General features: G+C 40.0%; 27 protein-coding genes. 19 read left to right on the top strand and 8 right to left on the bottom strand.

Annotated elements, in window-relative coordinates; translation table 11 throughout:
• Positions 1 to 180: 180 nt before the first annotated feature.
• Both J5X91_RS11160 and J5X91_RS11155 read left to right on the top strand, forming a co-directional pair.
• A complete protein-coding gene (locus J5X91_RS11160) occupies positions 181 to 1,077 on the top strand; it encodes a LysR family transcriptional regulator (protein WP_011329513.1) in 897 nt (298 codons plus the stop codon).
• On the top strand, positions 1,077 to 1,307 hold the full coding sequence (locus J5X91_RS11155; protein WP_076922631.1) for a hypothetical protein: 231 nt from the start codon (positions 1,077 to 1,079) through the stop codon (positions 1,305 to 1,307). The genes J5X91_RS11160 and J5X91_RS11155 overlap by 1 nt, the downstream gene beginning before the upstream one ends.
• Positions 1,308 to 1,312: 5 nt before the next feature.
• Here the strand turns inward: J5X91_RS11155 and norR are convergent, their stop codons facing one another.
• Entirely contained in the window at positions 1,313 to 2,899 is a 1,587-nt protein-coding gene (norR, locus tag J5X91_RS11150; RefSeq protein ID WP_208834856.1) for a nitric oxide reductase transcriptional regulator NorR, read from the bottom strand.
• A gap of 159 nt (positions 2,900 to 3,058) precedes the next feature.
• Here norR and J5X91_RS11145 point away from each other — a divergent pair, with 159 nt between their 5' ends.
• The 3 genes from J5X91_RS11145 to hmpA are packed head-to-tail and all read left to right on the top strand — an operon-like array spanning position 3,059 to position 5,792.
• Positions 3,059 to 3,328 carry a hypothetical protein gene (locus tag J5X91_RS11145; protein ID WP_208834855.1) on the top strand — a complete coding sequence of 90 codons (270 nt, stop codon included), beginning with the start codon at positions 3,059 to 3,061 and terminating at the stop codon, positions 3,326 to 3,328.
• On the top strand, positions 3,328 to 4,560 hold the full coding sequence (locus tag J5X91_RS11140; RefSeq protein WP_208834854.1) for an NnrS family protein: 1,233 nt from the start codon (positions 3,328 to 3,330) through the stop codon (positions 4,558 to 4,560). Before J5X91_RS11145 ends, J5X91_RS11140 begins: the two co-directional genes overlap by 1 nt.
• 50 nt (positions 4,561 to 4,610) lie before the next feature.
• Positions 4,611 to 5,792, top strand: coding sequence for an NO-inducible flavohemoprotein (hmpA, locus tag J5X91_RS11135; RefSeq protein ID WP_208834853.1), 1,182 nt, complete (start codon positions 4,611 to 4,613; stop codon positions 5,790 to 5,792).
• A gap of 305 nt (positions 5,793 to 6,097) precedes the next feature.
• Here the strand turns inward: hmpA and J5X91_RS11130 are convergent, their stop codons facing one another.
• A complete protein-coding gene (locus J5X91_RS11130; RefSeq protein ID WP_086997141.1) occupies positions 6,098 to 6,757 on the bottom strand; it encodes an endonuclease in 660 nt (219 codons plus the stop codon).
• Between the two features lie 257 nt (positions 6,758 to 7,014).
• Here J5X91_RS11130 and J5X91_RS11125 point away from each other — a divergent pair, with 257 nt between their 5' ends.
• The 3 genes from J5X91_RS11125 to J5X91_RS11115 all read left to right on the top strand — a co-directional run bounded on the left by J5X91_RS11125 (position 7,015) and on the right by J5X91_RS11115 (position 8,933).
• The gene (locus J5X91_RS11125; protein ID WP_089368862.1) at positions 7,015 to 7,980 is read left to right on the top strand and encodes a DnaJ C-terminal domain-containing protein; all 966 of its coding nucleotides are present in this window, start codon (positions 7,015 to 7,017) and stop codon (positions 7,978 to 7,980) included.
• Positions 7,980 to 8,300: a chaperone modulator CbpM gene (locus J5X91_RS11120; protein WP_011329505.1), complete on the top strand. Its 321-nt coding sequence runs from the start codon at positions 7,980 to 7,982 to the stop codon at positions 8,298 to 8,300. The genes J5X91_RS11125 and J5X91_RS11120 overlap by 1 nt, the downstream gene beginning before the upstream one ends.
• A gap of 252 nt (positions 8,301 to 8,552) precedes the next feature.
• A complete protein-coding gene (locus tag J5X91_RS11115) occupies positions 8,553 to 8,933 on the top strand; it encodes a hypothetical protein (protein ID WP_011329504.1) in 381 nt (126 codons plus the stop codon).
• A 2-nt stretch (positions 8,934 to 8,935) separates the two neighbouring features.
• On the opposite strand, the gene J5X91_RS11110 is transcribed toward J5X91_RS11115, so the two are convergent.
• Positions 8,936 to 9,379 (bottom strand): hotdog fold thioesterase, encoded by a 444-nt coding sequence (locus J5X91_RS11110; RefSeq protein WP_011329503.1) that lies wholly within the window; start codon positions 9,377 to 9,379, stop codon positions 8,936 to 8,938.
• Between the two features lie 98 nt (positions 9,380 to 9,477).
• Positions 9,478 to 9,930, bottom strand: coding sequence for an SRPBCC family protein (locus tag J5X91_RS11105; protein WP_011329502.1), 453 nt, complete (start codon positions 9,928 to 9,930; stop codon positions 9,478 to 9,480).
• Between the two features lie 279 nt (positions 9,931 to 10,209).
• On the opposite strand from J5X91_RS11105, the gene lexA reads away from it, so the two are divergent.
• From lexA to J5X91_RS11080, 5 genes are all read left to right on the top strand, one after another.
• A complete protein-coding gene (lexA, locus tag J5X91_RS11100; RefSeq protein WP_041454613.1) occupies positions 10,210 to 10,827 on the top strand; it encodes a transcriptional repressor LexA in 618 nt (205 codons plus the stop codon).
• Positions 10,828 to 11,300: 473 nt separating this feature from the next.
• Positions 11,301 to 12,443, top strand: a complete 1,143-nt coding sequence (gene coxB, locus J5X91_RS11095; RefSeq protein WP_011329500.1) for a cytochrome c oxidase subunit II — start codon at positions 11,301 to 11,303, stop codon at positions 12,441 to 12,443.
• Positions 12,443 to 14,035: a cytochrome c oxidase subunit I gene (ctaD, locus tag J5X91_RS11090; protein WP_011329499.1), complete on the top strand. Its 1,593-nt coding sequence runs from the start codon at positions 12,443 to 12,445 to the stop codon at positions 14,033 to 14,035. Before coxB ends, ctaD begins: the two co-directional genes overlap by 1 nt.
• Positions 14,035 to 14,565 carry a cytochrome c oxidase assembly protein gene (locus J5X91_RS11085; RefSeq protein ID WP_086997121.1) on the top strand — a complete coding sequence of 177 codons (531 nt, stop codon included), beginning with the start codon at positions 14,035 to 14,037 and terminating at the stop codon, positions 14,563 to 14,565. The genes ctaD and J5X91_RS11085 overlap by 1 nt, the downstream gene beginning before the upstream one ends.
• A 30-nt stretch (positions 14,566 to 14,595) precedes the next feature.
• Positions 14,596 to 15,471 (top strand): cytochrome c oxidase subunit 3, encoded by an 876-nt coding sequence (locus J5X91_RS11080; protein ID WP_011329497.1) that lies wholly within the window; start codon positions 14,596 to 14,598, stop codon positions 15,469 to 15,471.
• On the opposite strand, the gene J5X91_RS11075 is transcribed toward J5X91_RS11080, so the two are convergent.
• Positions 15,449 to 15,679 carry a DUF2909 family protein gene (locus J5X91_RS11075; protein ID WP_050754475.1) on the bottom strand — a complete coding sequence of 77 codons (231 nt, stop codon included), beginning with the start codon at positions 15,677 to 15,679 and terminating at the stop codon, positions 15,449 to 15,451. The two genes, J5X91_RS11080 and J5X91_RS11075, sit on opposite strands and share 23 nt — an antisense overlap.
• A gap of 17 nt (positions 15,680 to 15,696) precedes the next feature.
• Here J5X91_RS11075 and J5X91_RS11070 point away from each other — a divergent pair, with 17 nt between their 5' ends.
• From J5X91_RS11070 to J5X91_RS11050, 5 genes are read left to right on the top strand one after another with little or no spacing between them, the layout of a single operon-like run.
• A complete protein-coding gene (locus J5X91_RS11070; protein WP_208834852.1) occupies positions 15,697 to 16,437 on the top strand; it encodes an SURF1 family protein in 741 nt (246 codons plus the stop codon).
• Positions 16,427 to 16,921: a transmembrane cytochrome oxidase associated protein gene (locus tag J5X91_RS11065; protein WP_086997112.1), complete on the top strand. Its 495-nt coding sequence runs from the start codon at positions 16,427 to 16,429 to the stop codon at positions 16,919 to 16,921. The genes J5X91_RS11070 and J5X91_RS11065 overlap by 11 nt, the downstream gene beginning before the upstream one ends.
• A 13-nt stretch (positions 16,922 to 16,934) precedes the next feature.
• Positions 16,935 to 17,924: a COX15/CtaA family protein gene (locus tag J5X91_RS11060; protein WP_089368859.1), complete on the top strand. Its 990-nt coding sequence runs from the start codon at positions 16,935 to 16,937 to the stop codon at positions 17,922 to 17,924.
• 40 nt (positions 17,925 to 17,964) lie between these two features.
• The gene (gene cyoE / locus J5X91_RS11055; RefSeq protein WP_011329493.1) at positions 17,965 to 18,894 is read left to right on the top strand and encodes a heme o synthase; all 930 of its coding nucleotides are present in this window, start codon (positions 17,965 to 17,967) and stop codon (positions 18,892 to 18,894) included.
• The gene (locus tag J5X91_RS11050) at positions 18,891 to 19,508 is read left to right on the top strand and encodes an SCO family protein (protein ID WP_208834851.1); all 618 of its coding nucleotides are present in this window, start codon (positions 18,891 to 18,893) and stop codon (positions 19,506 to 19,508) included. The genes cyoE and J5X91_RS11050 overlap by 4 nt, the downstream gene beginning before the upstream one ends.
• Before the next feature lie 60 nt (positions 19,509 to 19,568).
• Here J5X91_RS11050 and J5X91_RS11045 read toward each other — a convergent pair whose 3' ends face one another.
• Complete coding sequence (locus J5X91_RS11045) at positions 19,569 to 20,594, bottom strand: polysaccharide deacetylase family protein (RefSeq protein WP_011329491.1); 1,026 nt, start codon at positions 20,592 to 20,594, stop codon at positions 19,569 to 19,571.
• Positions 20,595 to 20,636: 42 nt separating this feature from the next.
• Between J5X91_RS11045 and J5X91_RS11040 the strand changes: the two genes are divergently transcribed.
• Entirely contained in the window at positions 20,637 to 21,908 is a 1,272-nt protein-coding gene (locus tag J5X91_RS11040; RefSeq protein ID WP_244363839.1) for an MATE family efflux transporter, read from the top strand.
• Between the two features lie 14 nt (positions 21,909 to 21,922).
• On the opposite strand, the gene J5X91_RS11035 is transcribed toward J5X91_RS11040, so the two are convergent.
• Both J5X91_RS11035 and nfuA read right to left on the bottom strand, forming a co-directional pair.
• Positions 21,923 to 22,192 (bottom strand): hypothetical protein, encoded by a 270-nt coding sequence (locus J5X91_RS11035; RefSeq protein ID WP_011329489.1) that lies wholly within the window; start codon positions 22,190 to 22,192, stop codon positions 21,923 to 21,925.
• 12 nt (positions 22,193 to 22,204) lie between these two features.
• On the bottom strand, positions 22,205 to 22,780 hold the full coding sequence (gene nfuA, locus J5X91_RS11030; RefSeq protein WP_011329488.1) for a Fe-S biogenesis protein NfuA: 576 nt from the start codon (positions 22,778 to 22,780) through the stop codon (positions 22,205 to 22,207).
• Between the last annotated feature and the right edge of the window lie 177 nt (positions 22,781 to 22,957).

The following is a 22,957-nucleotide window of genomic DNA, read 5'->3' as shown; positions in this document are numbered from 1 at the left end:
TCTGGCTAGAGAAAATAAAATTAAATATAACGATGATTCAATATGTTAGTAAATCTCTTAACCAGAGTTCAGGTTAATGTAGATAATATGGGGCTACTTTAACAAAAAATGACTTGAAGAAAACCCGAATAAACGCAACACTTATGTGCGTATATGCACATAAGTTTAAGGTGGCACAGTATGGCGGTTAAGTTTGAAGATTGGCAAGATGTTAAAGTGGCTTTTGAGGTTGCACGTTTAGGTACCTTAACTGCGGCGGCAGAGGCGCTTAATGTGCACCATAGTACAGTGCTTAGGCGAATTAATAATCTTGAAAAAAACTTAAATACACGTTTGTTTCATCGCCATGCTCGTGGCTATAAAGCAACAGAAACAGGCGCTAAGCTGTTTAGTACCGCACAAGTGATCGACAGCTCTCTTGAGCAGTTACATAATGATATTGCTGCGGCTGATAGCACACTGCGCGGCAGTTTACTGTTAACCACGGTTAGTGGCTTTATGGATGTGCTTGGCGATGTGTGCGAGCAATTTCAGGCGCTACATCCACAAGTGCAGCTTGAGATGATTTTAGAGCAAAAGCGTTTACGGCTCGATCACGGTCAGGCGCACATTGCCGTACGTGCAGGGCCAAGGCCCGATGAAGGCGACTATATTGCACAGCATTTGGCTCAGCTTAACTCGGGTTTATATGCTAATCAGCGATATATTAATAAATATGGTATGCCTAAATCGCTGAGTGATTTACAGCAACATAACTTTATTTCTGGCGTGGCGGGCTTTAATGCGCGGGTGCCGTATTTTGAATGGGTAGATCAGCATATTGCAGCGCCGCAAATAAAACTGCGTGTGTCAGAAACCTCAGAAGCTACGCGTGCTGTAATTAAAGGCTTAGGAATTGGTGGGTTACAGCACAATGTTGCGGCTCAATACGCTAATTTAGTACCCATTTTATCTAATGAATTAATCTGGTGTACTGATATATGGCTAGTAACGCATCATTTGGTGCATCGTACCGCAAAGGTACAGGCGTTTAGCCAATTGTTAAAAACCTATTTTCAAACCAATAAAGCAAGCTAATGTGGCATTATAAAAACTTAGGTGATGCTATGTTTGCAGATGCAGAGCTGGCTAAAATAAAACAGCTAGCAATGGCTACCAACGCACCACTTTACGTTAAATATTACGCAAAAAGTGGACTGCATTGTGAAGTGTTACTGTATTTTTCGCCGCACTATCAATCGCTTGCTGCTCTGCTGGGGGCTACTTGCTGTAAAGCCCCTAACTTAGATGAACTGACGGTTTTATAGCTATTTTATAGCGACTTTTTGACTGAAATACCTAAGCGTTTAGCCAAGCGAAATAAGTTTGCACGGTCTACTTTTAAGGTGCGTGCTGCACTTGCCCAGTTATAATTATGTTGCTCAAGCTGCTGACTAATTAAATGATGGGTAAAGGTATCGGTTGCTTGCTTAAGTGATAAATTTTGCTCTGCTATGTTAGTGCTACTGCCAGTGGTGGTGTTTGTGGTACTAGCAGGTAATGATAACTGTGTTGTATTACTAGTACTAAGGTTTAGCTCACAGTGCTCGGGCTTTATGGTAATAATGGCTTGTTGCCATTGGCTTTGTTTGGCCTTTAGTGCTGCGCGGCTAATTACATGCTCTAGCTCCCGTACGTTACCCGGCCACTGATATTGGGTTAACAATAATTGTGCATCGACACTTAACTTAAGTTGTTTTATTGCTAATTTTCGTGCGGTTTGCTCAACAAAAAAACCAGCTAATAAAACCACATCGTTTTCACGCTGGCGTAACGGCGCTACCGTTAGCGGGTAGACACTTAATCTATGGTATAAATCGGCTCTAAAGCGTCCTTCGGCTACTTCTTTTTTTAAATTACGATTAGTAGCAGCAATAACCCGCACATCAACATATTTCACTTCGTCTTCGCCTACTGTTTGTATTTCGCCACTTTGTAATACCCGTAGCAATTTACTTTGTAGTACCAGTGGTAGCTCGCCTATTTCGTCTAAAAATAAAGTACCACCGTGCGCTAGCTGAAACTTACCTTGGCGCGCATGATCCGCCCCAGTAAAAGCGCCTTTAGCATGGCCAAAAAACTCACTTTCGGCGAGATTTTCAGCAAGCGAAGCACAGTTTAAATGAATAAGTGGCTGCTCACTGCGTTTCGAGTGTAAATGAATATTACGTGCAACCAGCTCTTTGCCTACGCCGGTTTCGCCTAAAATTAACACACTAAAATTAGAGGCGGCGACAAGTTTTATATCATTTTTAAGTGCTTGTATTGCTGAGCTTTGACCAATAATTTCGCCGCCATCACGGGTGAGTGCTTCGCGGTTAAGCTCTTGCACTAAGGCGCTAGAATGCTGTGCATGTAATTTGTAATGAGCCAGCTGTAATGCCGTTTTAAAATGTGCGCTGCATAGCGTTTGTAAGGTGCTAAGCGTTTGCGCACTAATAGCGTTAAAGGCATTGGCATTTAGGCTGTCAAACGTAATCACACCTAATAACTGTTGTTGATCAAATAAGGGTAAACCTAAGCAAGCATGTACCGGAATGTCGCCAGTTTTTGCTAGTAGTAAGCCGTCGTACGGATCGGGCAATGGACAGTCATGGGCAAATTGCAGTGGTTGCTGAGTGTTACAAATAGCTTCTAAGCGCGGATGCTCACTAAGCTTAAAACGCCGCCCCAGGCTATCTGGCATTAAGCCTTTAATTGCAAGTGGCTTGAGCTGCTCACCTTGTAGCTCAAGCAGTGCGCTGGCATCACTGGCAATCACTGTTTCAAGGACAGTAAGTAATTGCTCAAAACAGTTTTTATCTAATGTGCTTTGAGCCAGCTTTACCGCTACGGCAGTGAGATTAATTGCGCTGCTCATGTCAAAATGACTCTTATGTGTTTTTTAGTTTGATTTATGGTAGGTCATAAAGACATAAAAAGCAAAGGTGGATAAGTTAGTTCATTGAAATATATATGTTTATTTTATTGGCACGATAAGTGTAATAGGTAGTTAAGTGCATTAGTTGTTGAGGCCGTTATGAACACCTTGGTTATACATAATCCAAGCTACAAAATTGAGACAGCTTGTTTACTGAAAAAACTACTGCTAGTGGCAAACTCATTATTAGCAGCTAGTTGTGCATTACTAATAACCAGTATTTTAATTAGCTACCCTTTTGCCGGTTACTTTTCTATACCGGTGCAAATTTCGGCACATATTAGCACTATTATTATTGCTGCTATTTTAAAAATTAGCTATGTGCTGCGTTGTATCGCACTGCATGGCATGGGGAAGGAAGTTCGTTAATGCGACCTATTAATTTATCTCAGCCGGTACCGGCTAATATTCGCTTTTACCAAATAACGCAGTGGCCAGTATGGATGCTGCCATTTAGACCCTATTTTTTAGCCGCAGGCTTGTTGGCTTTTAGTTCAATAGGCTACTGGTTATTAATTTTAACGGGTAGTGCAACTTGGCAGTTAACAATCCCCGCTACATTATGGCATGCCCACGAAATGTTATTTGGTTTTGCAGGTGTTGTTGCAGTGGGTTTTTTACTTACCGCCGCGCAAACCTGGACTGGAGTACCTAGCATTAGTGGCAAAAAGTTAATGCTATTAACGCTGCTATGGCTTGGGGCGCGAGGCGCATTTTTTGTGTCTTTGCCTGCTTTTGCACAATTTAATTTATATGCGGTGTTAGTGTTACAGCTCGCATGGTGGCTAGGTGTTATTGCAGCATTAGCTAATATGTTATTAACCGCTAAAAGCAAAAATAACTATCAATTTTTAGTGCTATTAGCGGCGCTGTGTACGTTAAATATTGTTTACTTGGCCCTGCTGATTGAACAAAACATGCAGTTTGCGCTTGCCATTGTTGATACAGCAGTATTACTGATGACCTTATTAATTGGCATAGTAGCAGGGCGTGTATTGCCATTTTTTACCAGTAAAGGCCTTGGTTTAACAGCGCAGGTACGTACAGCTAACGTTGACTCAGTATTACTGTATATGAGCGTTTTTAGTATTGCGGTGTTTTTTCTTAGTCAGTTATTTTTTAATCAGCTAAACCCAGGCTGGGCACTTGCTGTTGTTGCTGTGCTGCATTTAATCCGTAGTTTTTATTGGTGGGATAAAAACGTACTTAAAGTTCCTTTGTTATGGTCTTTGCATTTTTCGTACTTGGCACTAGGTGTAGGTTTAATGCTGGTAGCCGTGAGTTTTTACAGCAGTGTTATTTTATTTAAAGATGCATTACACCTCATTACCATAAGTACCATAGGGATGATGATTTTAGCCATGATGACACGCGTATCTCATGGGCATACCGGGCGCTATTTGACTATTCCACATTATATGGCGGTTGCTTTTGCTTTAGTGTTAGTGGCTGGGATTACTCGTTCTTTACTGCCTTTTGTTATTGGGCCACACCTAGCTTGGCAGCTAAGTGCTGGGCTGTGGCTAATTGCCTTTTTATTATTTTTAATTCACTGCACACCTATTTTAACACAGCGTCGTGTTGATGGGCGTCGTGGTTAACCTATACCTATTTTATTAATTGGGTATTATTCACACGTAGGAAAACCTAGATGTTATCTGATAAAACTATTGAAATTGTTAAAAGTACTGTTCCTTTATTAGCAGAGGCAGGTACGGTTGTTACTGATCATTTTTACAAGCGTTTATTTAGTCATAATCCTGAGCTTAAAAATATTTTTAATATGAGCAACCAAGATACCGGCCGTCAACAATTTGCATTATTTAACGCATTGGCTGCTTATGCACAAAACATTGATAATTTAGAGGTGTTAAAAGCGGCACTTGGGCGTATTAACCATAAACATACTAGTTTAAATATTTTGCCGGAGCACTACCCAATTGTTGGTGCACATTTAATTGGCACGCTGAAAGAGCTTATTCCTGAGCAGTTCACGCCAGATGTTGAATATGCTTGGCGTGAAGCGTATGGCGTACTTGCTGATATTTGTATAACTGAGGAAGCTGCTTTATACGAGCACAGCAAAAATAACTTAGGCGGTTGGGCAGGCACACGTCAGTTTGCAATAACTAATAAGCAGGCAGAGTCAGAGCTGGTAACTAGCTTTACGCTTACGCCAGTTGATGGCGATGCAGTAATTGCCCATAAACCGGGTCAATATTTAGGTATTAAAGTTAAGCCAGAGGCTAGTGAATATGAAGAGATCCGCCAGTATTCTATTTCGCAAAAAAGTAATGGTAAAAACTACCGTATTAGCGTTAAAAAAGAGTTATTACCAAACCCTGGCATGGTGTCTAACCATTTACACTCACTAGAGCAAGGCGCAATAGTAGAGCTATATCCGCCTGCAGGGGATTTCTTTTTACGAAATAACACCAGCCCTGCTGTGCTTATTTCAGCGGGTGTTGGGCAAACGCCAATGGTAGCAATGTTAGAGACGCTATTAAGCGATACTGCTAATCAAAATATTATGTATTTGCATGCTTGCGAAAATACTCAGCAGCACTCATTTGCTAATTATTTAAATGAACTAAGCACTGTTTACCCGCGCTTACAAACCATGACTTGGTTTAATCAAGGCGATGTAGGAGCTGATTTTACCGGTTTTATGGATTTACACGCAGTACAAGCGCAATTGCCACTGAGCAACGGCGACTTTTACTTGTGTGGACCCGCTAATTTTATGGCCTTTGTGAAAAAACAACTGCTAGAATTAGGCGTTAATAACGGACACATTCATTACGAAATTTTTGGCCCGCATCAAGATCTATAATATTTATAGAATAAAACTCAATTAAAAAAGCGCGCTATTGGGCATTACTTCAATAGCGCGCTTTTTTGTGCCGTTAAATAACCTGAACTCCGGATAATAAACCTATCTCAAGCAGCTATTTTCAGCGCTAACTGCGTTGAATTTACTTGCAATAGGCCAGCTATTGACGCGTAAATTCGCCTTGTTTTCACTGGAAATCTCTGGCTAGAGAAAATAAAGCTAAATATAACTATGATTCAATACGTTAGTAAATCTCTTAACCAGAGTTCAGGTTAAATATTAAACTGGCTCCTAATACCTTTAAATTAAAGCTTTTTGGTATTGGTTTGCGCGGCATACGCTTGTTGTTGCCAAGCATTAAATAACTGCTGTTGTTTATTTGATATTTTTAAGCCGTAAGTTTTTTGCATATAGGCATAAGCGTCGGCTATTTGTTTACGGGCATAAAAAGGAGGCTCTATTACTCGTTGTTTAAAGTTAACTTTAACTTCACAGCGACCGTATTGGGTGGCGCTTTCACTAAGCATTCCAAATCGATAATTAGAACGATCTGCGTTAATTTCACCAATAGCAGGAGCTAAGTTGTTTATATCGGCTTCCATCTTTCTAAACTTAGCACTTACTTTACGGCAGTTTTTACGCCCGCCATCTTGCCAGCATTGTAATTGGTGGCCAAACTCCCAGGCAGGCACAATATGCTCCCATTCTATGCGTAAAGCGCGTGCATTTACGTTACCTGAGCGGGTATGTGTATTGCGTGGCACATAGCCACAGTTAGTGGGGTCAGGAACTAGTTTTTTACCCTGTTTTTTTATATCGCAGCCACAGTAAATACTTTTAGCATTACTAGGGAGGGTTTTAATTAGGTGTCTTTTAGCGGTTGAAAACCGAGTAAATTCTTCAGCCGATAGCGAAAAGCATACAAAAAAAGCCAACAAGGCTAAAATAAATCGAGTCATATCCATCACATACGTGAACTACAGGAGCGGCTAGTTTAATGACTTGAAGCTAAAAGATAAAGTTTACTTAAAGCCATATTTACCGTTCTTTAGTATTTAACCTTAGCTCTGGTTAAGAGATTTACTAACGTATTGAATCATAGTTATATTTAGTTTTATTATCCGGAGCTCAGGTTATCTACTTTAAATTGTTGTTTAAATAAACAAAAGTTGTTACTTAAAGAGTATGATGAAAGCTCATAAGTTTGTGATTTGGATTGCGAATGAAATTTATAGATTATTATGCCGTGCTTGGAGTATCGCCCGATGCAGACGATAAAGCGGTTAAAGTAGCTTATAAAAAGCTAGCTAGAAAATATCATCCAGATGTAAGTAAAGAACCTCAAGCCGAGGAAAAGTTTAAAGAGATAGGTGAAGCTTACGAAGTTATTCACAACAAAGAAGAGCGCGCTAAATACGATGTGTTACGTCGTAATCAACAAAACCGTGCTCAGCAGCAAGCAAATTATGGCGGTAGCTATGGCTCGTCACAAAACCATTATCAGCAAGGTGATCCCCAAGCCGATCAGGAGTTTTCTGATTTTGTAAATTCAATGTTTGGCGGCGCAGGTGGGTTTAACCATGGCGGGCAGGGCAGAACTGGTGGCGCTCGTGCGCAAAAAGGACAAGATGTGGAAATTGAATTCCCGGTATTTCTTGAAGAAACGTTAGTCGATACCGTTAAACCAATTGAGTTTATGCTGCCGCAGCGAGACAGTAGTGGCCGTGTATCTGAAGTTAAAAAATCGCTTAAAGTTAAAATTCCTGCCGGCTCGGTTAATGGCGAACGCATTCGCTTAAAAGGCCAAGGTGGATTAGGTTCGGCAAATGGCCCTAATGGCGATTTGTATTTGCAAATTCGCTTAGTGCCTCATCCATTATTTGACGTTGAGGGGCATGACCTAAACATAGTGGTACCTCTTGCACCATGGGAAGCTGCTTTGGGCACTAAAATAAATTTACCTACATTAGCCGGAAAAATCCAACTAACTATTCCAGCTAATAGTCAATCGGGTCAACGTTTACGCATTAAAGGTAAAGGGTTAATTAGTAAAAAAGCCAAAGGTGACTTATTTGCTGTGATTAAAATTGTTAATCCAGCATTGAGTGATGATGTTAGCAAAAAGCTTTGGCAAGAGCTGGCCGAAAAAGCCCATTTTGACCCCCGTAGCAATTGGAGCAAGTCATAATGAAAATTATCGAGGCACCACAAGGCAATTTACTCACTAGCCAAGAATTGTGTGTGAGTAGTGATATTAGCGAAGCCATATTATATGAATTGGTTGAGCACAGCATTGCTATTCCTATTGAGGGCGAGCGCGTTACAGAATGGCAATTTACGGTATCAACAGTGATCTTAGTTAAAAAGGCTGCGCGTATTCAGCATGACTTATCGTTAGATTGGTCTGCTATTGCTTTGGTTTTACAATTATTGGATGAACGGGATGAGTTGATTGCTGAAAACCAAATGTTAAAGCAGCACTTAAGTCGATTTAAACATTTAGAATAAAAAATAGTGGTTAAATTTTAAATGCGAGTAGCTAGCTATTTTTATGGAGCTAGCTCAGCACTTTTATAATAGTGAGCTTTTGGTGCTTAAATATTTTTTATTCGTGAAATAAGAGTAAGTAAAGCGTCAATAAATGCGTAAAAATAGCCGACTATTCAGATAAAAAAGGTGAATATTGCAGAGTTGATTTGGTATAAGCGTAAAACTGCGTTAAAGTTTACAGCGAACTAATTAGAGGATAAACAGCAGACAATGTCGGAAATTCAATTTTTAAATGTAGACCTAGAGCTTGAGTCAAAGCAAGATATTAGCGTGCTTGTAGCTGACCTAAAAAAAATCGCCACTATTTTACATTATGATAAAGACGAATACCGTCAGTTAGCGCGTATAGAAGTAACAGGCGAAATATCTTCACCGGATAAAGCAATTAACCACTTATGTGAGTTAGTAGAGTCATGCTCGCGGGCTGCACTTAAGCAATGGTTGAGTTGTTCGCGCCGTACCTTTGATATTGGTTTTGAATCGGGCACTTCGCCAAAGTGTTTTAACCAAGCGCTGCACGCCGATACATTATTACGTATATCGGCAATTGGTGCAGGCATGGAAATTACTATTTACCCGCTAGAAAAATAGCGTTAGCCTTTGCGCTCTACAACAGCTGCGGTCATTTTTGATACGCAGCAAAGCTCGCCGCGACTATTCGTTATTTTTATTTCCCATACTGAGCTACGTTTGCCAATATGAAACGCTTTTGCGGTGGCGGTTAAGGTGCCATTACGCGAGGCTTTTAAATGGCTGGCACTGATCTCTTGCCCTACACAATAAAATTTAGTGAAGTCGACCACAAAATTAGCCGCGTAGCTGGCAACACTTTCGGCTAAAACCACGTTTGCTCCGCCATGCACCATGCCTATAGGGTTATGGTGCGCAGGAATTGCTGGCATAGTGGCAACTAAGTAATCATCACCAATTTCAGTTATTTCAATCCCCATGGTTTTCATCAGTGTACCTTGGCCATTTATGCCTTGGTCTAACTGCTTACAAAACGCTAAAGTAATAGGTTGATGCCAAATACTCATTGTTACTCCTTTAAAGGTTGAAAACGATAACCGATAATACGATTTTTCATGGCGATATGATAGCCAAATTAGTGCAGCTACTGCATGGTAATACAGTGCTACTTTTTGCTTTCTACATAGTGCTTAATTTCATCGAGATCTTTTTTTAGCATTTTACGCATCGAACTTTTAAGAAAAAACCCTATCACTGCAGAGATCATTTTTACCCAAATAGACTCAGAGCTATCAGAAAAAGTCATGGTTAAACAGGTGCTAGGTTCGGCGGCGGTAAGTGACAGCTTAGTGGTATAAACTGCCCCGCCATTTTCTGCGCGAGTGCAATAGTATTCATTAGTAACAGCTTCGGTGATCCACATGGTTTCTGAGGCTGCTTTGCCAAAAATTTTTCGTGTTTCTAACCATTTTAGGCCCACTAGCCCTTGTGGTGGCTTCTCGATTATTTTTACATCAATAATGCCAGACAGCATATTGGCACTGTTTTCGATGTCAGTTATTGCCGCCCATACTTTACGTTTAGGACCGTTAATTATTACCGCTACAGTGATATTCATAACACTCTCCGTTAATTCACATTGATGAAGTTAAGGCCCATTACAAAAACGATAGTTAACTAATTTTTAATAACAGCAACAACTTAGTAGTTATGTAATTAATGTAACGTAAAACTAACACTATCGTGATCTGCGTAATTTTATCTGTAATTTACTTGGTAATTTTAAGCTTAGACCAATGCCACCTTTGGAAGCAAAGGCGAGGAGTAATTTAAATTTGCGATTTTCAGATAACTGTATATACTCACAGTTAAATGTACTGTATGGAAAACCAGTTGTATGCGACCATTAACTAACCGCCAAGCGCAAATACTCGAACTTATTAAAGTGTTTATTAAAGACACTGGTATGCCTCCTACACGCGCAGAAATTGCACAAACATTAGGCTTTAAAAGTGCTAATGCAGCAGAAGAGCATTTAAAAGCGCTGGCTAAAAAAGGCGCTATTAAAATGAAACCAGGCGCTAGCCGTGGTATTCAACTTATTGAAGAAGATGAACCAGAACAACTTGGTTTACCGTTAATAGGCCGTGTAGCTGCCGGCGAACCTATTTTGGCGCAACAACATGTTGAGAGCCATTGTAAAATTGACCCGTTAATGTTTAAACCCGCTGCCGATTTTTTATTGCGTGTAAATGGTATGAGCATGCGAGATATTGGTATTATGGATGGTGATTTACTGGCTGTTCATCGCACTCAAGTTGCCGAAAATGGCCAAGTTATTGTTGCCCGCGTTGATGACGATGTAACGGTAAAACGCTTAGAAAAAGCAGGCAAAAAAGTATTATTGCATGCTGAAAATAAAGAATTTTCGTCGATAGAAGTGGATCTTGAAAACGAATCTTTTAATATTGAAGGCTTAGCTGTTGGGGTTATTCGTAATGCTGACTGGATGTGACAATTAAGCTGTTATAGCTATGTAAAATATCGGCATAATTTAATAGCTCAGATAATTAATGCGCACTTTTTAGTGCGCTTTTTTTTGCCTTTTTTTTGTGAAAATTCCGCTGCAATGAAAAAATTATATTAAGTTTATGTTTTTTATCATTTAAGTATTTAATACTCGTTATCGCTGTCTTTTTATTTGTAACCCTTGCTGTTGCTCACTTCCTGCTTAGAACAAAATTAAATAAATCCCATATTTACGCTAATCCCCTAATATTATTTGATTATTTTTCAAACTAAAACTTGCTAGTTGTTCAATTATTAACTAATTGTTAATGGGCTGGACTAACAATAACTCACAGCTTTAGTTTTGAGAAAATATATTTATATATCCGGCAGCAATACAAAAATAAAAAATAACAAATTGGCATTTAAAGCTTATGTCTTTTTGTTTTGCACTCGCAACAGTATTAAAGGAGCTGTCACATGGGTAAATTGAGCTCTACCTTGTGGCTTATATTGTTTGTTTTTCCGCAGTTAGCATTGGCAAATAGCCAATATAATATGCGCAAAGGCGTAACCGATATAAGTAATAATGTTTATCAACTACACATGACCATATTTTTAATATGCTGTGTAATAGGCGTGATTGTATTTGCCGTTATGTTTTGGGCACTTATTCATCATCGTAAATCTAAAGGAGCAGTTGCTGCTCAATTTCACGAAAGTACCAAAGTAGAAATACTCTGGACAGCAATTCCATTTGTTATTTTAATAGCAATGGCAGTCCCCGCAACTAAAACATTAATAGCGATGGAAGATGCCAGTAAAGCGGATATCACTATTAAAGTAACTGGTTCACAATGGAAATGGCATTACGAATATATGGGGGAAGATGTTGAGTTTTACTCAATACTTGCCACACCGCAAAATGAAATTGCTAACCTAGCCGATAAAAACCCCAACTATTTACTTGAGGTAGATAAGCCTCTGGTATTACCGATCAATAAAAAAGTACGCTTTTTAATGACCTCCGACGATGTTATTCATTCTTGGTGGGTGCCCGATTTTGCTATTAAAAAAGATGCAAACCCGGGGTTTATTAACGAAACGTGGACCAACATAAACGAAGTCGGTATTTATCGCGGTCAGTGTGCTGAGCTATGCGGTAAAGATCATGGCTTTATGCCAGTGGTAGTAGAGGCTAAGTCAGAGGCCGATTTTAAAGTTTGGCTAGCAGATGCTAAACAAGCAAAGCAAAAAGCAGCAGCAGCAGATGCTGCATTACTTGACCAAACACTCCCTAAAGAAGAATTAATGACTTTGGGTGAGCAAGTGTATATGGCCAATTGTGCTGCATGTCATCAGCCCACAGGGTTAGGTTTGCCAGGCGTTTTTCCTGCACTTAAAGGCAGCCCGATAGTGCTTGGCGATATAAAAGACCACATTGATATTGTTATTCACGGAAGCCCCGGCACAGCCATGCAAGCCTTTGCTAAACAGCTCTCTATAAAGCAATTAGCAGCGGTAATTACTTATAAGCGTAATGCATGGGGTAATGATACCGGTGATGTAATTCAACCAAGTGAAATACAGGCAGCACTTGATGCCGATGGGGAGGCGAACTAATGAGTAGCATAGTAGAACAACCTGACATTAATGAAGCTCACCACGCTCATCATCCTGCTAAAGGCTTTAAGCGCTGGTTATATACCACAAATCATAAAGATATAGGTAGCTTGTACTTAATTTTTTCGCTAACTATGTTTTTTATTGGTGGTGCTATGGCTATGGTGATCCGCGCTGAGTTATTTCAGCCAGGATTGCAATTAGTCGATCCTCACTTTTTTAATCAAATGACCACGGTTCATGGGTTGATTATGGTATTTGGTGCCGTTATGCCGGCCTTTACTGGCTTAGCTAACTGGATGGTGCCATTAATGATTGGCGCGCCTGATATGGCCTTACCCCGAATGAATAACTGGAGTTTTTGGATTTTACCATTCGCGTTTTTAATTTTATTATCATCGCTATTAATGCCCGGTGGCGGTCCTGCGTTTGGTTGGACTTTTTATGCGCCGCTGTCCACAACCTACAGTAATGACAATACCGCCATGTTTGTATTTGCTGTGCATATTATGGGTATTAGCTCCATTATGGGGGCAATTAATGTAATTGTAACCATAGTTAACTTGCGTGCCCCAGGCATGACTTGGATGAAGGTCCCTATGTTTGTATGGACTTGGCTGATAACGGCATTTTTATTAATTGCGGTTATGCCGGTACTCGCAGGTGCAGTGACCATGGTGCTCACCGATAAATACTTTGCAACCAGCTTTTTTGATGCAGCTGGTGGCGGTGATCCGGTGATGTTTCAGCACATATTTTGGTTTTTTGGCCACCCCGAAGTATACATAATGATTTTGCCGGCTTTTGGCATTATTTCTACTATAGTTCCTACCTTTTCGCGTAAAAAACTTTTTGGTTATTCCTCCATGGTATATGCCACGGCGTCAATTGCGTTGTTGAGTTTTACAGTGTGGGCGCATCATATGTTTACTACCGGTATGCCGGTGGCTGGCGAGCTGTTTTTTATGTACGCGACTATGCTGATATCGGTGCCCACTGGAGTAAAAATATTTAATTGGGTAGCCACTATGTGGCGCGGTTCAATTACGTTTGAAGTCCCCATGCTATTTAGTATTGCTTTTATTGTGTTGTTTACCTTAGGTGGTTTTTCGGGATTGATGCTGGCCATTACACCGGCTGATTTTCAGTACCATGATACCTACTTTGTAGTGGCACATTTTCATTATGTACTGGTAACGGGAGCGGTGTTTTCTATTATGGCAGGCGCGTATTATTGGCTGCCTAAATGGACTGGCAATATGTATAACATAGCGCTGGCTAAATGGCATTTTTGGTTATCGCTGGTAAGCGTAAATGTATTGTTTTTTCCTATGCACTTTGTAGGGCTTGCAGGCATGCCACGCCGTATACCCGACTATGCGCTACAGTTTGCTGACTTTAACGCCATTATTAGTATTGGCGGCTTTGCCTTTGGATTATCGCAGTTGTTGTTTGTAGCTGTAGTGATTAAATGCGCACGCGGCGGCGACAAGGTTCCTGCAAAAGTGTGGGAAGGCGCAGAAGGACTGGAGTGGGAGGTAGATTCACCTGCTCCGTACCATACATTTTCAACACCACCGGAAATTAAATAATGATACACGCACCGCTACTTAAGCGCTTAGTTGTTATTTGCTTAGCCATGTTTGCATTTGCATTTGCGTTAGTGCCTTTGTATGACGTGTTTTGTGATATTACCGGCATTAACGGTAAGCCATCATTAGAGCAAGCAAAGCAAAGCACGCAAGTAATACAAAATCGCGAAATAAGTGTGAGCTTTACCACGCATGCACAAAGCGGTGCACCCTTTGCTGTGAAGTCTAAAGAGTACAGTGTTGCGGTAAAGCCCGGTGCTATGCGTGAGGTAATGTTTAGCGCCAAAAATAATAGTGACCAAGATAAAGTAATGCAGGCAGTGCCTTCGGTATCACCCGGTAGAGCAGCAAAATACTTACATAAAATAGCGTGTTTTTGTTTTGATCAACAGCCATTAAAAGCAGGTGAAGAACTAGAGTTTACGTTGCTTTTTTATGTTGATACCGCACTACCAAGTGACATTGAAGAGTTAACTTTATCTTATACGGTATTTGATATTAGTGAGCGGCTAGCAGCCAATAACAACTAGCCTAACTAGTGACAACCAGGAGCAAATAAAATGAAGCAAGAATATGAGCATTATTATGTACCAGATCAAAGCCCATGGCCGATTGTTGGCGCAGTAGCATTATTTTTTATTGCAGTAGGTGCAGCTCTAACCGTAATGAGTGCCGGTAAAGAAGGTGACAGTGGCATTTATATTTTGTACGCAGGTATAGCAGTACTGCTGTATATGTTGTTTAGCTGGTTTAAAAACGTGATTGATGAGGCCGGGAAAGGCTTATATTCGGCGCAAATGGATCGCTCTTTTCGACAAGGAATGAGTTGGTTTATTTTTTCTGAAGTAATGTTTTTTATGGCATTTTTTGGCGCACTTTTTTACGCCCGTATGCTTTCTGTGCCTTGGCTTGGTGGTGCCGATAACAATGCCATGACTAACGAAGTGCTTTGGCCTACATTTGAAGCTGTGTGGCCATTAATTACCACGCCAGGGGGCGACACTACCCAAGCTATGGGATGGCAAGGTCTACCGCTGATTAACACCTTAATTTTATTGACCTCATCAGTTACTTTGCATTTTGCCCATGTGGCAATAGAAAGTGATAAACGCGGCCAGTTAAAAGTGTTTTTAGGACTGACTATTTTATTGGGTGCAGTTTTTTTAGGCCTACAAGTAGAAGAATATATTCATGCGTATAACGATTTAAACTTAACATTAGATGCCGGTATTTATGGCAGCACGTTCTTTTTACTTACGGGTTTTCATGGCATGCATGTGACCTTAGGAACTATTATTTTATTGGTAGTATTTTTACGAATTTTAAAAGGACACTTTACTAAAGATAAGCACTTTGCTTTTCAAGCGGCGGCTTGGTACTGGCATTTTGTTGATGTAGTTTGGTTATGCTTATTTATATTTGTGTATGTGCTGTAGTTATTAAAGGGGCGTTATTGCCGCTAATAAAGCCAAGTTTTAGTGCGGCAATAACAACTATTAATACCACCACAGAAAATAATACGCGACGACCTAAAAAGTGAGACATAGGTCGTCCTTGGGTTTTTCCAGAGACCATAATAAATAAAGCGCGAAACAAGTTAAAAAGTATAAATAATAACAACAATACAATAAAAATTTTAATCATCACTAGGTTGACCCTTTATGCAGTTAATTAGATGGCGTGAACAAAAGTTTAGCTCAATAATCACCATTTGTATGGTAGTGATTGTAGTTTTGGTGTGTGTGCGTTTAGGTTTTTGGCAGTTAGAACGTGCGACACACAAACAACAGCAGTTAGCTTCTATTGCAACGCTGCAAACGCACGGTGTAATGAGCTGGCAGCAAATGCTTAAACTACCTAGTAACTGGAATAAAACAGGATTGTTAGTTGAGTTAACAGGGCATTTTATTAACGATGAATATTGGCTTTTAGACAACCAAGTTTATAACGGGCAGGTGGGTTATGACTTACTGGCACTGTTAAAGCCAAATAACGAAACACATGCCATTTTGGTTAATTTAGGCTGGATAAAAGCTCCCCTATCGCGCAATGCATTACCCAAAGTAACCCTACCTAAACACGCTTTTACGCTTACTGCTCAAATAAAAGAAAATAACCTCACTGCTTTTAGCCTCGAGAGTAAAACCAATAACATTGATTTACCAAAGCGAGTGCAAACAATTGAATTAAATAAGTTGAGCGAACAAAGCCAGCAATTATTAGTTAATTTTATGGCGTATCGCCAAGGTAGCGGCGATGCAATAGGTATACCTCACTATACCGCGGTTGTTATGAGCCCACAAAAACACCACGCTTATGCGGTGCAATGGTTTTTAATTGCTCTGGCGTGCGTTTTAGTGGCTATTTTTGCAAGTAAAAAAAGGACACATAATGAAAAATAACCCCCTTTTACTGTTTGTCATTTGCTGCGCTATTCCGCTAATTTTAGCGTACAGCGCGCTTAAATTAGATTGGTTACCTACCGCCATTACTAACAATGGTGAGTTTTTACAGCAACAGGTTAAATATGAAAATTGGCCGCAAAACAATCATAAGCAATGGACTATTGCCCTAAATTACTCCAATGGATGTACTACGCCTTGTAGTGAGCAATTAGCCGCACTAAATAATTTATACATAGCGCTAGGCAAAAACCAGAATAAAGTAGATGTAGCCGTGATAGGCGAAGTAAAAGCTGCCAACTCCCCGTGGAAAAGTATAGATGCGCAACCAAACTTACAACCGGCTAGTTTGTATTTAATCGACCATATGGGGCTTGTAGTGCTTGAGTATCCATTTAAAACACAGCCACAGGAAAATAGATTAGTACAAAAAGGACTATTAAAAGATCTAAAAAAATTACTGAGTTATTCTCGTTCGAGCTAAGTAGGAAGATGCCATGTATAAAAATTATAAAAACTGGGTATTAATAACGGGCTTATTGGCTTTGATAGTAGTGGCGTTGGGTGCTTATACTCGCTTAAGTGATGCCGGGTTGGGTTGCCCAGATTGGCCAGGATGTTATGGCTTTTTAACTGTACCCAAACATGAAGCCGATATAGCGCAAGCAGCACAAAGTTATCCCGATATGATGTTTGAAACCGCTAAAGCATGGAAAGAAATGATTCATCGCTACTTTGCCGGTACGCTAGGCTTGCTCATATTAGCCTTATTTGTATATGCTTTTTTAAAACGTCAATCGCCAACAACGCCAGTTAAATTACCATTACTACTGTTATTGTTAGTGATATTTCAGGCTGCATTAGGTATGTGGACGGTTACGATGAATTTACAGCCGTTAATAGTGATGGGCCACTTACTTGGTGGCTTTAGTATTTTAGCGCTGCTCACTTTATTATATTTACGATTAAACGCCAAGCCAATAATGGGGGGAGATGCAGGTGCAAGACGCTATTTTGGTTTAAGCTTAGTGGCGCTTAGCGTACTAATTATACAAATAGCGTTAGGAGGTTGGTTGGCTGCAAATTACGCTGCTCCGCATTGTAATGGCTTGCCTTTATGTAGTAATGCCCAGCCATTTTCGCTTAGTAGTGTGTTTCAGCTCCCGCTTGAGCATGGTAACTACGAGTTTGGCGTCCTGTCGCAGCAAGCACGTATGTCGATTCATTTATTACACCGTATTTGGGCATTAGTTACTTGCATAGTATTGGCATTAATTATGTGGCGAATATACAGCCGTGCCTACTCGCAAAAAATAAAAAGCTGCGCCGTTAGCGTGTTAGTTGTCTTATTTTGCCAAATTGCTTTAGGCCTCGCAGTGGTGCATTGGCACATTCCGTTAAGTATGGCACTGGCACATAACTTAATGGCTGCCATACTGTTATTAACTTTAATTAGATTATGCTATTACCTCAAAGCACGAACTTAAAAGCACGAACCTAAAATTACAAATAGAAAGGAGCGTTGTTATGGCACTTACAATAGATAAAAAAGCAATACAACCTATAAATACACTACCGCTAATTACACGTAGTTATAATTTACTACAAGATTATTTAGCCATTAGTAAATTTAAAGTAGTCGCTATGTTGGTACTGACCGCGTGGGTTGGTTTGGCGCTAGCACCCGATGTAGGCAGAGGCATGGGTGTACAGTTTATAAGCTTACTTGGCATAGGATTGCTTTCAGCAGCAGCAGCGGTAATTAACCACGTTGTTGATAGCGAAATAGACAGCAAAATGGCGCGTACTCGTCATCGCCCTGTAGCTAAAGGCCGCCTAAGTAAGGCACATGCACTGAGTTTTGCAGCAATAATAGGTGTGGCAGGTTTTATTATGCTAATGCTATGGGCAAATACCCTTACCGCCATATTAACCTTATTTGCGCTGGTGGGTTATGCCTTTGTATACACCTCTTTTTTAAAGCGTGCTACACCACAAAATATTGTTATTGGTGGTCTTGCTGGCGCTATGCCACCCTTATTGGGTTGGGTGTCTGAAACAGGGCAAATGGCAGCTGCACCTTGGCTACTAGTGATGATTATTTTTACGTGGACCCCTCCGCACTTTTGGGCCTTAGCTATAGCTCGTAAGAGCGATTACGCACGGGCTAAAATTCCTATGTTACCGGTTACGCATGGTATCGATTTTTCTAAAACCTGTGTGGTTGCTTACTCTGTGTTACTGGCAATTGTGTGTATATTTCCTTATTTGATAGGAATGTCGGGGTTAATTTATTTAATCGGCGCATCTGGATTAAATGCGGTCTTTATTTATAAAGCGATTAAATTAAAACTAGCCGCTAACGACGACACTGCTATGGATTTATTTCGCTTTTCAATTATTCATTTAATGGTACTCTTTATCATATTATTTATAGATAAATGGCTACTATTATGAAGCAATTATGGCTAGGGTTAGCTATTGTTTTAACACTGTTTTTATCGGCGTGCTCAGGTGATAATGCACCGCCAGACGTTAATGCTTTAGTGTACGAGAATGCTAAACCTTTAGCCGACTTTAGTTTAGATGATCAACATGGCGAATTGGTTACTAAGCAGCAATTTTTAGGGCAATGGAATTTAGTGTTTTTAGGTTACACCAGCTGCCCCGATATTTGCCCGTTAACACTGGCTAAACTAAATGCGGTGTATAAAAATTTACGTAGTGATTACCCAGTGCAAATTTGGTTTGTATCGGTAGATCCCAAACGAGATACCCCAGCAAAACGCAAAGACTATATTGATTACTTTAATCCCGATTTTTTAGCGGTTTCGGGGGAGCACAAACACCTTTTTCCTATGGTGAGAGGGTTAGGCTTAATTTACGCTATAAGTGATAGTAGCGAGTCAGAGTATGCAGTTGATCATAGTGCTTCAGTGGCTATGGTCGATGGCAATGGGGCGGTAAGAGCAATATTTAAACCTGAATTTAAACAAGGTAGCGTGCCGTTAATAAACTCCAAAGAGTTAACTCAAGAATTTAAAAAAATAGCTGATTATTATAAAAACTAGTTATTTAAACAGTAAATTAAAAAGGAGCCCTAGGCTCCTTTTTTACTGCTGTAATTAAAACTATTCAATAACCCAAGGCTGCGAAAACCAAAAATAGCTACCAGCATTGTTAATTGCAGGGGCGGTACAATTAAAGCGCGAACGACCTTTATTGAGCGCTTTAGGTGAGGTGACTTCTACTGTGTTTTTATTTATCCAGGTTAAATTAGCCTGGCCAACACTCGATACATAACAAGCAAACTGACTCTTATGAAAATCCCCCATAGTAAACTCAATAGTGAGTTTGGGTGGGTTTTGCGCCGTTACACTGTCTTCATAAGTGAGCGCGGTTATATTAAATGCGCGAGAATTCAATTTAGTGATTAGCGTATCTAATTTACTATAAAAGCCCGAAGCCGGAAAACGCGGTAAGCGACTAAAGTTAGAATCTTTATTTACAGCGCCAGAATGCTGACCTATACCAATAAAACCAAGCTCGGTTACTAGGGCTTGTAACTTATTGTTAAACTCGCCATACGGATAAGCTAAATATTTATAATCATGGCCAATTTCTGTTTTTATACGCTGCTGTGAATGTAGGATGTCTTGTTTAATGCGGGCTTGCCATTGTGCATCGCTTTCGTTTGCAAGCATATGGTGTAAGTAATCGTGTTGGCCACTATGATTGGCAATAAGTGCGCCTTTTTTTGCTAGCTCTTGGAGTTTATCCCAGCCCATTACATAGCCTTTACCTTCGTCTATTAGCTTAGGATTGACAAAAATTGTGTACGGATAGCCAAACTTTTCTAAAATTGGCGCTGCTTGCTCGTAATTATTGTTGTAACCATCATCGAAAGTAATAGCGACGGTTTTATCTGGTAAAGTGTGTTTTTGCTGCAACGCAGTTATCAGCTCATCTAAAGGAATAACATTAAAGTTATGCTCTTTTAAATAACTTAAGTGCTCAGTAAAAGTGCTCGCGCTAACACTGGTTACCGCCGGAAGGGTTTCACTAACGTGATGATACTGTAAAATAACGGCTGCTTGAGCGCGCAGTGAAATACTAATAAGGATAAATAATACTAAATGAAACAATTTCTTATACATAATAAAGCACACCATAAAAGCTTGTTGTTGTTAGCGGGTCCGATGATATTATCAAATATTACCGTCCCACTGTTAGGAATTGTTGATACTGCAGTAATTGGCCACTTAGGGAGCGCTCATTATTTAGCCGGTATTGCGCTGGGATCTGCGGTTATATCAATATTATTTTGGCTCGCAGGCTTTTTAAGAATGAGCACCACAGGGTTAGTGGCACAAGCTTATGGGCAAAACGATTTAACCCAATTGGCGGCGTTATTAAAACGCAGCTTAGTGCTTTCTTGCTTTGTTGCCGTATTGCTTATCGCCTTATCGCCTTTAATAAAACACGCCATTGCATTTTTATCGGCGGCCAATAGCGACGTGCTTACGCAAGCGTATCAGTATTTTAGTATTCGTATTTTTAGTGCGCCTGCGGCCTTATGTAATTTAGTACTATTAGGTTGGATGCTAGGTATGCATTATGGCCGTGGGCCGTTTTATTTATTATTAGTGACTAATATTACCAATATAGTGCTCGACATATATTTTGTTGTATACCTAGATTGGGCAGTAGCAGGCGCTGCATGGGCGTCACTTATTGCCGATTACACCGCGTTAGTTTTTGCCGTGGTGTTAGTTATTAAATTAGCTAAAAAACGCGGCATAAAACTAAGCGTACCAGGTTGGTTTAGCATTACAAAAATAGCAAACCTACTAAGCTTAAACCGTGATATTTTTATTCGCTCATTTATTTTACAGCTCTGCTTTAGCTTTATGACCTTTTACGGCGCACGAATTGGCGAAACCACGCTAGCAGCAAATGCAGTATTACTTAACTTTTTAATGTTGGTAAGCTTTGCACTCGACGGCATTGCTTATGCCAGTGAGGCAAAAGTAGGGCATGCTAAAGGTCAACAAAGTGTAAAAAATATTGAGCTTTGGGTAAAAATAAGTGTGTTTTGGGGCGCGCTATTTGCTTTAGCATACAGTTTGTTTTTTGCTATATTTGGTCGCTATATTATTACGCTATTAACTAATGTGCCGGAAGTGATCACCACGGCTACGCTGTACTTGCCTTGGATTATAGCCTTGCCATTATTGGCAATGAGTTGCTTTTTATTTGATGGTGTATTTGTTGGACTTACCCGGGCAAAGGCAATGCGAAATAGTATGTTGCTCTCAGCAAGTGTTGGTTTTTTTGGTGTATTTGCAGTGTTTCATCAGTGGGAGAATAATGGTTTATGGTTAGCAATGAGCTGTTTTATGCTAATGCGAGGAGTAACATTAATAGTGAAATACCAAAAGTTAAAGGCAAATAATCAGTTATTAGATTAAGGTAATTTGGTGGCTTATTTCCATAGGTCGGGGTCGTGGTTTTTAGGCTCAATATTTTTAAGTACTTGTGAAAAGCGATTAGCAAAAATACCGCTGTAGCCCCAAGCAGCAAAAAACAAAGCTGGCACTAAAATAACAACGCCAATAATTTGCAAGCTGTAGTGACTGTAATAGCCTAAAAAAATAAATATCACGGCTAGCACAAACAGTGCTACGCCGCGAAAAAAACGCTTTAAGCTAAGCTTAGGGTTGCTCCCTAAGCTATATATAAGCGACTTTAGCATTAAAAATGCTTATTAATAGTAAGAATGATCGCCCGCTTGGTGCTCAGTAATATCGGCAACACCAGTGATCTCTTCAAACTTTTCGATCATCTCTTTTTCAATGCCTTCTTTTAATGTGACATCGATCATAGAACAACCATTACAACCACCGCCAAACTGTAATACAGCAATACCTGCAGCGGTAATTTCCACTAAGCTTACTTGGCCACCGTGGTTAGCAAGTTGTGGATTTACTTCGGTTTCTAGCATGTGTTGTACGCGTTCGTTTAGCGATGCATCACCGCTAATTTTACGCGCTTTAGCATTAGGTGCTTTTAGTGTTAACTGAGTACCCATTTTGTCGGTAACAAAATCAATTTCAGCGTCTTCTAAAAAGGGTGCACTTTCTGCATCTACAACGCCGTCAAAACCATTAAAGTTTAGGCGAATATCGCTGTCTTCTACAGCGTCTTCTGGACAATAAGAAACACCACATTCCGCTTGTGATGTACCAGGGTTTACAACAAAAACACGAATGTTGGTTTGTTGTGCTTGATCTGCTAATAGTTTAGCAAAATGCGCTTGTGCTGTTTCGGAAATTGAAATCATAAGACCGTCTATACTTGACTAAATTACTCGGATACTGCATATCATACCCCGCTCATCGTGTTGCGGCTAGTGTTGAGCGTAAAAAGTTGGCATCTATTTTAAGCAATGCTAGCGTGCAAACAACAAACATTTTATGAGTAAATTATATGCGTATAATAATAAAAATAACATTAATGA

The sequence above is a fragment of the Pseudoalteromonas sp. K222D genome, from assembly GCF_017653575.1.
Lineage (GTDB): Bacteria > Pseudomonadota > Gammaproteobacteria > Enterobacterales > Alteromonadaceae > Pseudoalteromonas > Pseudoalteromonas nigrifaciens.
The sequence above is the reverse complement of the archived record's forward strand: the minus strand, read 5'-3'. Positions and strand labels throughout refer to the sequence as shown.

Bases quoted from the DNA above. Each gene is read 5' to 3' on its own strand.
- J5X91_RS11160 (WP_011329513.1), top strand. From the start codon at position 181: ATGGCGGTTAAGTTTGAAGATTGGCAAGATGTTAAAGTGGCTTTTGAG.
- J5X91_RS11155 (WP_076922631.1), top strand. From the start codon at position 1,077: ATGTGGCATTATAAAAACTTAGGTGATGCTATGTTTGCAGATGCAGAG.
- norR (WP_208834856.1), bottom strand. From the start codon at position 2,899: ATGAGCAGCGCAATTAATCTCACTGCCGTAGCGGTAAAGCTGGCTCAA.
- J5X91_RS11145 (WP_208834855.1), top strand. From the start codon at position 3,059: ATGAACACCTTGGTTATACATAATCCAAGCTACAAAATTGAGACAGCT.
- J5X91_RS11140 (WP_208834854.1), top strand. From the start codon at position 3,328: ATGCGACCTATTAATTTATCTCAGCCGGTACCGGCTAATATTCGCTTT.
- hmpA (WP_208834853.1), top strand. From the start codon at position 4,611: ATGTTATCTGATAAAACTATTGAAATTGTTAAAAGTACTGTTCCTTTA.
- J5X91_RS11130 (WP_086997141.1), bottom strand. From the start codon at position 6,757: ATGGATATGACTCGATTTATTTTAGCCTTGTTGGCTTTTTTTGTATGC.
- J5X91_RS11125 (WP_089368862.1), top strand. From the start codon at position 7,015: ATGAAATTTATAGATTATTATGCCGTGCTTGGAGTATCGCCCGATGCA.
- J5X91_RS11120 (WP_011329505.1), top strand. From the start codon at position 7,980: ATGAAAATTATCGAGGCACCACAAGGCAATTTACTCACTAGCCAAGAA.
- J5X91_RS11115 (WP_011329504.1), top strand. From the start codon at position 8,553: ATGTCGGAAATTCAATTTTTAAATGTAGACCTAGAGCTTGAGTCAAAG.
- J5X91_RS11110 (WP_011329503.1), bottom strand. From the start codon at position 9,379: ATGAGTATTTGGCATCAACCTATTACTTTAGCGTTTTGTAAGCAGTTA.
- J5X91_RS11105 (WP_011329502.1), bottom strand. From the start codon at position 9,930: ATGAATATCACTGTAGCGGTAATAATTAACGGTCCTAAACGTAAAGTA.
- lexA (WP_041454613.1), top strand. From the start codon at position 10,210: ATGCGACCATTAACTAACCGCCAAGCGCAAATACTCGAACTTATTAAA.
- coxB (WP_011329500.1), top strand. From the start codon at position 11,301: ATGGGTAAATTGAGCTCTACCTTGTGGCTTATATTGTTTGTTTTTCCG.
- ctaD (WP_011329499.1), top strand. From the start codon at position 12,443: ATGAGTAGCATAGTAGAACAACCTGACATTAATGAAGCTCACCACGCT.
- J5X91_RS11085 (WP_086997121.1), top strand. From the start codon at position 14,035: ATGATACACGCACCGCTACTTAAGCGCTTAGTTGTTATTTGCTTAGCC.
- J5X91_RS11080 (WP_011329497.1), top strand. From the start codon at position 14,596: ATGAAGCAAGAATATGAGCATTATTATGTACCAGATCAAAGCCCATGG.
- J5X91_RS11075 (WP_050754475.1), bottom strand. From the start codon at position 15,679: ATGATTAAAATTTTTATTGTATTGTTGTTATTATTTATACTTTTTAAC.
- J5X91_RS11070 (WP_208834852.1), top strand. From the start codon at position 15,697: ATGCAGTTAATTAGATGGCGTGAACAAAAGTTTAGCTCAATAATCACC.
- J5X91_RS11065 (WP_086997112.1), top strand. From the start codon at position 16,427: ATGAAAAATAACCCCCTTTTACTGTTTGTCATTTGCTGCGCTATTCCG.
- J5X91_RS11060 (WP_089368859.1), top strand. From the start codon at position 16,935: ATGTATAAAAATTATAAAAACTGGGTATTAATAACGGGCTTATTGGCT.
- cyoE (WP_011329493.1), top strand. From the start codon at position 17,965: ATGGCACTTACAATAGATAAAAAAGCAATACAACCTATAAATACACTA.
- J5X91_RS11050 (WP_208834851.1), top strand. From the start codon at position 18,891: ATGAAGCAATTATGGCTAGGGTTAGCTATTGTTTTAACACTGTTTTTA.
- J5X91_RS11045 (WP_011329491.1), bottom strand. From the start codon at position 20,594: ATGTATAAGAAATTGTTTCATTTAGTATTATTTATCCTTATTAGTATT.
- J5X91_RS11040 (WP_244363839.1), top strand. From the start codon at position 20,637: ATGATATTATCAAATATTACCGTCCCACTGTTAGGAATTGTTGATACT.
- J5X91_RS11035 (WP_011329489.1), bottom strand. From the start codon at position 22,192: ATGCTAAAGTCGCTTATATATAGCTTAGGGAGCAACCCTAAGCTTAGC.
- nfuA (WP_011329488.1), bottom strand. From the start codon at position 22,780: ATGATTTCAATTTCCGAAACAGCACAAGCGCATTTTGCTAAACTATTA.